The sequence below is a fragment of the uncultured Wocania sp. genome (genome assembly GCF_964021735.1).
Taxonomy (GTDB): domain Bacteria; phylum Bacteroidota; class Bacteroidia; order Flavobacteriales; family Flavobacteriaceae; genus Wocania_A.
On sequence record NZ_CAXIBN010000149.1, the window covers coordinates 1 to 7,667 of the forward strand.

The following is a 7,667-nucleotide window of genomic DNA, read 5'->3' on the forward strand; positions in this document are numbered from 1 at the left end:
ATACAAAAATTAGCAAAAATATTTCCTAATAAATCATCATTTGTTATTTCACCAGTAATTTCCCCAAAATAATAAAGGGCTTGACGAATATCTATAGCTAATAAATCTCCAGACAAACCAGATTCCAATCCGTTTTTAACGTTTTGAATTTCTTGAAACGCTTTTAAGAGAGAATCATAATGACGTGAATTAGTAACAATCGTATTATTATTTCTTAAAGCTCCGGTATTTATAAAACTTAAAAGTTTGTCTTTTAATTGATCTACTCCTACGCCTTGCTTTGCAGACACTAAAACATAATTAGAATTTTCAACAACATGCAAAACATTTTTCAGTCGTTCTTTCTCATCGTCAGGTAACTTGTCCACTTTGTTGGCAATAATAAGAATGGGTTTTTGAGGGTATTTGTTTTTTATCTTTTCAATTTCGAATTGTACATTATCAAAACTATCTAATTCTGAAGCATCAAAAAGATAAACAACAACTTGTGCTTGCTCTATTTTTTCAAAGGTTTTTTTAATCCCAATACTTTCTACCACATCTTTAGTGTCCCTTATTCCCGCAGTATCTATAAACCTAAAACCTATCCCCCCTATAGAGATTTCATCTTCGATGGTGTCTCTTGTAGTGCCTGCTATTTCACTAACAATAGCACGTTCTTCGTTTAAAAGAGCATTTAAAAGCGTAGATTTTCCAACATTAGGCTCCCCTACTATCGCAACAGGAATTCCATTTTTTATAACATTCCCAACAGCAAACGAATCTATAAGGCGTTTAAGTACAAACGTTATACGCTCTATTAGTTTATTAAATTGAGTTCTATCTGCAAATTCTACATCCTCTTCTGCAAAATCGAGTTCCAATTCTATTAATGAGGCAAAATTTAAAAGTTCTTCACGAAGTTTCGCTATTTCAGATGAAAACCCGCCACGCATTTGCTGCATCGCTATTTGGTGCGAAGCTTCATTATCACTTGAAATTAAATCTGCTACAGCTTCAGCTTGCGATAAATCTAATTTACCATTTAAAAACGCACGTAAGGTAAACTCTCCTGCAGTCGCCATTCTGCAACCTTGTCGTAAAAATAATTGGATGATTTCTTGCTGAATATAATTAGAACCATGACACGAAATTTCAATTACATCTTCACCTGTATAAGAATTTGGATTTTTAAAAATCGACAATAAAACCTCATCTATAGTTCTATGGCCATCAATAATATGACCTAAATGTATAGTATGTGTTGCTTGCTTACTTAATATTTTACCAGAAACCGATTTAAATTGTTTTTCGGCAATTCTAATAGCATCGTTTCCAGAAAGTCGAATAACAGCAATAGCTCCCGCACCAGAAGGCGTAGCTAGTGCTACTATAGTATCTTGATTTATCATGAAGCAAAAATAGTAAAATGCTTTGCTAATTTAATACTGAGTGTTTATTATATTATAGCTGCAAAAATTCTTAATAAAAATAGAAATTTGACGTTTTGTTGAAAGCTATTTCTTTCAAAATAGTAAATGTAGTTAATTTTGTTACTTCTAAAATGATTACTATAATTGATTTTTACTAAAGTAATAGCAACTTAAAAATCAAATATCAACAGTATTATTATAGTTAATATCAAAACATTATTTAATGTGTAAATATAGTTTTAGTTGCGAATATATTATGTATGCATAGTATATTTGCAAGCCTGTTTTTTTATAAATGTGACTTAATAGCTTTTAAGCACCTAAGTTTCAGTAAAACAGAACAGTAAGTATTTTAATCCAACTAGAGCAACGAGAAAAAGATTTACAACAACATGAAAATTATTGACTCTGATTTTTCAAATCACATCATGAAATCTGTACAAAAAGATTTAGGAGATATATTCTTTTTTGATCATATAGCTGTGATTGAATTTAACGAAGGTGTGCATGTAGATATAAATAACTCTACAGAAATTTTTGATGAAATAAACGCTTATTTTGGGTCTGAAAAACCTTTTGGTGTTATTGCAAACCGTATTAACTCTTACTCAGTAAAACTTTTAGATGCAGATTTGTTTAGAGGAAAAGTTAAAAACTTATGTACTTACGCAGTAGTTAGTTACAACCTTGCTGGCAAAATGAATGCGGACATAGAAAACAGTTTCTGCCTTTCTGATAATATTAGTTATTACAGTATAAAAGATGCCATATATGATGTTTATAACAAAATAAAAAACAATATGTGCTTTTCTCTAAACTAAATAAATACCATCAGATTTTATCTCAATAAGTTTCTGTTTGTATAAAGAACCAACAGATTTTTTAAAATTCTTTTTACTCATTTGTAGCTGGTCTTTTATCGCTTCAGGGTTAGACTTATCGGTAAGATTTATATAACCACTATTATCTTGTAACTCCTGTAAAATTCGCTCAGCATTAGGCTCTATATTCCTGTAGCCTATTTGCCCCAAAGTAATATCTAATTTATTTCCTGGGCGTATTTTTTTAATAATACCTTTTAGCTTGTCACCAACACTAATATCTTTAAAAATCTGATCTTTATAAATTAAACCTAAATGCATTTTATTTACAATCACATTCATGCCAATGTCCGATGGGTGCGATACTATTAAATCGACTTCATCAAACTCAGCAACTGTAAGTTCTCTATTATCTAAAAACCTATTCGTTTTACTTGATGCTACTAACCTATCGGTCTTTTCATCTAAATAACAATGCACCAAATACCAACCGCCTGGTTTCATTTTAAAAGCTTGTTCTTTAAACGGACAAAATAATTCTTTAACCAATCCCCAATCTAAAAAAGCACCATAATCAGTTACTTGATTACAGCGCAACAAGGCAAAATCACCTTTTTTAATATAAGGAAAATCTGTTGAAGCTACTGGGCGTTCTTCATTATCCAAATACACAAAAACATCAATCTTATCCCAAATTTTAAAAGCCTCAGGAACATATCTGTTTGGTAATAACACTTCGTTTTCTTCATCATCAATTAAATACACGCCATGATCAGTTTCACGAAGTATTTCTAAAGTATTTATTTGTCCTAAATGTATCATGCGACAAAGGTAATGATATTAAGGAAAGATTATTTAATTGATGGTGACAAAACTATTGATAAATAATATTTTCCATTAAAAAGATTCTGAAATAAATCTGGGCAAAAAAAAAGCGTTACAATTTTGTAACGCTTTTGTAATATATAATTCTGCAGATATTAATAAACAGATTCTTTTTTGAAATGTTTAGTAAGCAAGTAATAAACTACAGCTCTGTATTTATTTCTGTTAGATTGTCCATATTTATCCATAACAGCTTGAATGCCTTTATCTAAATCTGCGCCATCTTTTAACCCTAGTTTTTTAATTAAGAAATTATTTTTAACTGTTGCCAATTCTGATTCGTCTGATCCAGAAACTGTTGCAGAATCAGCATTATAAATTGATGGTCCACAACCAATAGTAACTTTAGTTAATAAATCCATGTCTGCATTAACACCGCACTTGTCTTTTAAATCTGCAGCATATTTTGCAATAAGTTCGTCTCTTTTGCTCATAATTAAATAGTTTTTAATGTGTTTGTAAAATACGTTTTTAAAGATAACTATTTTTTAGACACGTAGAATCACATAAAGTCACTTTAATTAACTAATAGATTTGAAATATTGAAGTAAAATTTCATCGTTAGAATTCTTTGGAGTAAAGATTTCTAATAATTTTGGCTGATGACTTTTTGAGTAAAATGAATGTAAATTATTATTTAAATCTAATTCATTTGAAACACTAGCATATTCAAAACCATACATTTTACATAAATGTTCTGCTGTTAATTGATGCTTAGTTTCAAAATAGGTGTCGAAATTCTCAGTGTTTTTATATCCTGGAAGGATTCTAAAAATACCACCTCCCTGGTTATTAATAATAATAATTCTAAAGTTATTAGGTATATAGTTGTTCCATAATGCGTTGCTATCGTAAATAAAACTTAGGTCACCAGAAATTAAAGTAGTTTGTTTTGTGTTTGCAACTGCACAACCAATAGCAGTACTTGTACTTCCATCAATACCACTTGTACCACGATTACAAAATACTTTTAAAGTTTTATTTAAATCGAATAATTGTACATAACGTACTGTTGAACTATTTCCTAACTGTAAAATAGTGTCGTTTGGAATAGCGTTTAAGATAATTTCAAAAGCTTTTAAATCACTAAAATCAATGGCTTTTAAATAGGCTTTATGCTTATTATCTCTAATTGATTTTACAGCATTCCAATTTGGTTTATAATCACTTTCTTGTGTTTTTACTTCTGATAAAAATTTTGAAAAAAAGTGATTTGGTGTAGTTTGAATAAATCGATTTAAACTAAAAAAAGTGTCGTTTGCTTTATTTAAATCAATATGCCAATGCTGCTTTGGCTTATATTTGCGCAAAAATGCTTTTATTTTTTTTGATACAATTAATCCTCCAAAGGTTAATAAAATGTTAGGTTGAAGGTTTATAAAATCTTTTTCTTTTAGAGGTGCAATTAACTTATCGATACTCGGAAAAAACTCATTGTTATGTATATTCGACATCGTTTCGGTAAAAACAATTACGCTATCGTCTTTGGCTAAAGCATCTAACCATTTTTGCTCAATAGCATTTGGTTGATTCACCCCAACCAACACCATTTTTTTTGAAGCGGAATTCCAATCATTAATGCATGAGTGCAAAATAGAATCTTCAATTTCTATAGTTCTCTTTTTTATAGAAATAGACTTCGGATTAACCGATAGCGCATCTACCATATCATACAACGGTTCATCAAACGGAATGTTAATATGCACAGGACCATTTTTTGAAGATGTCACATTGATAGCTTTATTAATCTCTGCTTCATTATACTCTTGAATACCTTGTTTTAAACCCAATAAAGTTTCTAACTTATTTTCTAGATTTTTAAAAATAGGCAACTCCTCTTCAGCTTCAGCTTCTTCATCTAAATCCAACTTTAGATTGGCAGAATATAAAATATGATTTTCAAATACATTTTTCTGATTAATGGTTTGTCCGTCACCAATATCTATTAAATGCTTTGGTCTATCTGCCGATAAAACCACCAAAGGAATATCACTATAAAAAGCCTCTGCCACAGCCGGATAATAATTTAATAAGGCGCTACCAGAAGTACATACCACAGCAGTTGGTTCTTGTAATTGTTGTGAGATGCCTAAAGCAAAAAAAGCAGCACAACGCTCATCTACAATACTGTAACACTTAAAGTAATCGTTATTAGAAAAACCAATAGTTAAAGGTGCATTTCTGCTACCTGGAGAAATTACAATATGCTTTATGCCTTTAGTTTTGCAAAGCTCAATAACAGTTTGCGCAAGCGGAATTTTTGGGTATTTCATTGTTTCAAAAGTACAAAACCTAAGTGAAAATTTACGCCACTAATGCACGAATATTTTATTAAAAAGCATTTATAAATTTAAAGAACTTGTTTAATAGTTTGCGATTTTGAAACCGTTTCTTTCCATTCACTTTCTGCATTAGAGCTTTCGGTAATACCTCCACCAACATAAATTATGGCTTTAGTATCTTTTAATTGCATACAGCGCAAATTAACATACAACTGGGTGCTTTTTTTGTTTATAGCGTAAGCTCTATTTTCAATATTACGTTTTCCAGATCGTGGTGCTTTTGTGGTTTCAAAATTTAATTCCCCTAAAAAACCAGTATAAAACTCACGATTATAGCTTTCATGTTTTAAAATGAATTGTTTCGCATCTTGCTTTGGAAATCCACAAACCGCAGGTGTTGGATGCAATACCGAAATAATATCTTTTAAGTTTGAATTTGATTGCAGTCTTGCCGAAATCATAGTTTTTAAATGCAGTAAGTTACCCGCCTTCACGGTTTCGGTTTCTGATGCTTTTATGTTTTCAACTAAAGGTTTTAAACTTTCAATAATGAAATTTGTAACTATGTGCTGCTCGTCTTTTTCTTTATCTTTCCAAACTACATCAAGCGTGCCTTTATAATCTTGCGTACCTGCCAGTGCCATAATAGAAAACTGTTTACCTTCTATTTTAATCAACGTTTCTGGTGTGGCTCCTAACCACAATCCTACTTTGGGGTGATACCAGCAATATACAAATGCCGATTTGTAATAGCTTAGAAGCTTTTTAAAAATTGAAATGGTATTTAACTCAGGTCTGTTAATAGTTTCCTGTCGAGATAAAACAACCTTTTCAAACTCATTATTATTAATAGCTTTAATACCTTTTTTTATGAGGTTAATGTGTATTTTTTTTGAGTCTTTATCTGAATATTCATTTACTTTAAATGCCTCAAATTCACTCAACATGACATTTGATACAGAAACTACTTCTGAATTTTCAACTGGTATTAAAACTGGATCTTGAGAATCATCAAAAGGTGAAAACACAAAACCTTGCTCGGTAAAACCTTTTGAAAAATATAAATCGTTTGTTTCTTGTAGCAACACTTTTACAACATTTTCATTAGGCTTTCTATAAACCACAAAAGGAAGCGCGTTACTATAATGTGTTTCTATACGATTAAAAAAATCATCCAAAGTCATTAACTATTTCTTTTTGGGTAACGAAATGGTTGACAGTCTGCAAATAGAAATTAAATTATCAGTATCGTCAGTCACTCGAATATCTAATAATTGTGTGGTTCTTCCTCTATGCAAAAAAGTTGCTTTAGCATAAACAAAACCTTCTGTAACACTTTTTAAATGATTAGCTGTAATTTCTATACCGCGGACAAAAAATTTCTCAGTATCTATAAAAATATGCGATGCAAAACTCCCAACGCTTTCGGCTAAAGCTGCTGTTGCTCCACCATGTAACACACCGTCTGGTTGATGTACTCTAGAATTTACAGGCATTCTAGCAACTAAAAAATTATCTCCAAAATCTATAACCTCAATTTCTAAGGTTTCCATTAAGGTGTTTTTACAAGCTTTATTGGCTTTAGATAAAACGTCTTCTTTAGATAATTGCATAGAATAGTGTATTTTTAAAATCGCTAACAAAAGTACAAAACATAAGTGTAAATGAATTCACAAGAAAAAGAAATATCATACACCATAACCAATACCTATTCTACACTAAATACGCTTTCAAAATCGACTAAAAATGTGTGGTTTGTTTGCCATGGTATGGGCTATTTAAGTCGCTATTTTTTAAAATATTTTAAAGGATTAAATGCAGATGAAAATTATATTATTGCGGCACAAGCGTCAAACAAATATTATTTAAAATCTGAATTTAAACACGTTGGTGCTAGTTGGTTGACTAAAGAAAACACAATAAAAGAAACCGAAAATGTGATGCGAAATTTTGATGCTATTTTTAAAGCGGAAAACATTCCTGATGATGTTAATTTAATTGTATTAGGATACTCGCAAGGTGTTAGTGTTGCTATGCGCTATGTAGCAAAACGCCAATTACAATGTGCACAATTGGTATTACATTCTGGTGGCATTCCTAAAGAATTAAATACTGAAAACTTTAGCTTTTTAAATGCCAAAGTAAGTTTGGTTTGCGGTGCAAATGATGAATATTTAACCAAAGAACGATTGCAATTAGAAACAAAAAAAGCACAACTTTTATTTAAAGAAAATTTGAATGTTATTATGTTTGATGGTAAACATGAA

At 30.6% G+C, this 7,667-nt stretch carries 8 protein-coding genes; 2 read left to right on the plus strand and 6 right to left on the minus strand.

Annotation, left to right across the window (positions count from 1 at the left end):
• Window positions 1-1,391 (minus strand): tRNA uridine-5-carboxymethylaminomethyl(34) synthesis GTPase MnmE (mnmE, locus tag AADI82_RS11990; RefSeq protein ID WP_341216668.1); only part of this gene is annotated, 1,391 nt, incomplete at its 3' end.
• Between the two features lie 413 nt (window positions 1,392-1,804).
• Between mnmE and AADI82_RS11995 the strand changes: the two genes are divergently transcribed.
• Complete coding sequence (locus tag AADI82_RS11995; protein ID WP_341216669.1) at window positions 1,805-2,233, plus strand: hypothetical protein; 429 nt, start codon at window positions 1,805-1,807, stop codon at window positions 2,231-2,233.
• On the opposite strand, the gene AADI82_RS12000 is transcribed toward AADI82_RS11995, so the two are convergent.
• The 5 genes from AADI82_RS12000 to AADI82_RS12020 form a co-directional block, all read right to left on the minus strand.
• Window positions 2,225-3,055, minus strand: coding sequence for a S1-like domain-containing RNA-binding protein (locus tag AADI82_RS12000; protein ID WP_341216670.1), 831 nt, complete (start codon window positions 3,053-3,055; stop codon window positions 2,225-2,227). The two genes, AADI82_RS11995 and AADI82_RS12000, sit on opposite strands and share 9 nt — an antisense overlap.
• Before the next feature lie 158 nt (window positions 3,056-3,213).
• Window positions 3,214-3,552, minus strand: coding sequence for a DUF2853 family protein (locus AADI82_RS12005; RefSeq protein WP_034045091.1), 339 nt, complete (start codon window positions 3,550-3,552; stop codon window positions 3,214-3,216).
• An 87-nt stretch (window positions 3,553-3,639) separates the two neighbouring features.
• Entirely contained in the window at window positions 3,640-5,391 is a 1,752-nt protein-coding gene (locus AADI82_RS12010; protein WP_341216671.1) for a thiamine pyrophosphate-binding protein, read from the minus strand.
• Between the two features lie 77 nt (window positions 5,392-5,468).
• Window positions 5,469-6,584 (minus strand): chorismate-binding protein, encoded by a 1,116-nt coding sequence (locus AADI82_RS12015; protein WP_341216672.1) that lies wholly within the window; start codon window positions 6,582-6,584, stop codon window positions 5,469-5,471.
• A 3-nt stretch (window positions 6,585-6,587) separates the two neighbouring features.
• Entirely contained in the window at window positions 6,588-7,013 is a 426-nt protein-coding gene (locus AADI82_RS12020; RefSeq protein WP_341216673.1) for a hotdog fold thioesterase, read from the minus strand.
• A 51-nt stretch (window positions 7,014-7,064) separates the two neighbouring features.
• On the opposite strand from AADI82_RS12020, the gene AADI82_RS12025 reads away from it, so the two are divergent.
• Window positions 7,065-7,667 (plus strand): esterase (locus tag AADI82_RS12025; RefSeq protein WP_341216674.1); only part of this gene is annotated, 603 nt, incomplete at its 3' end.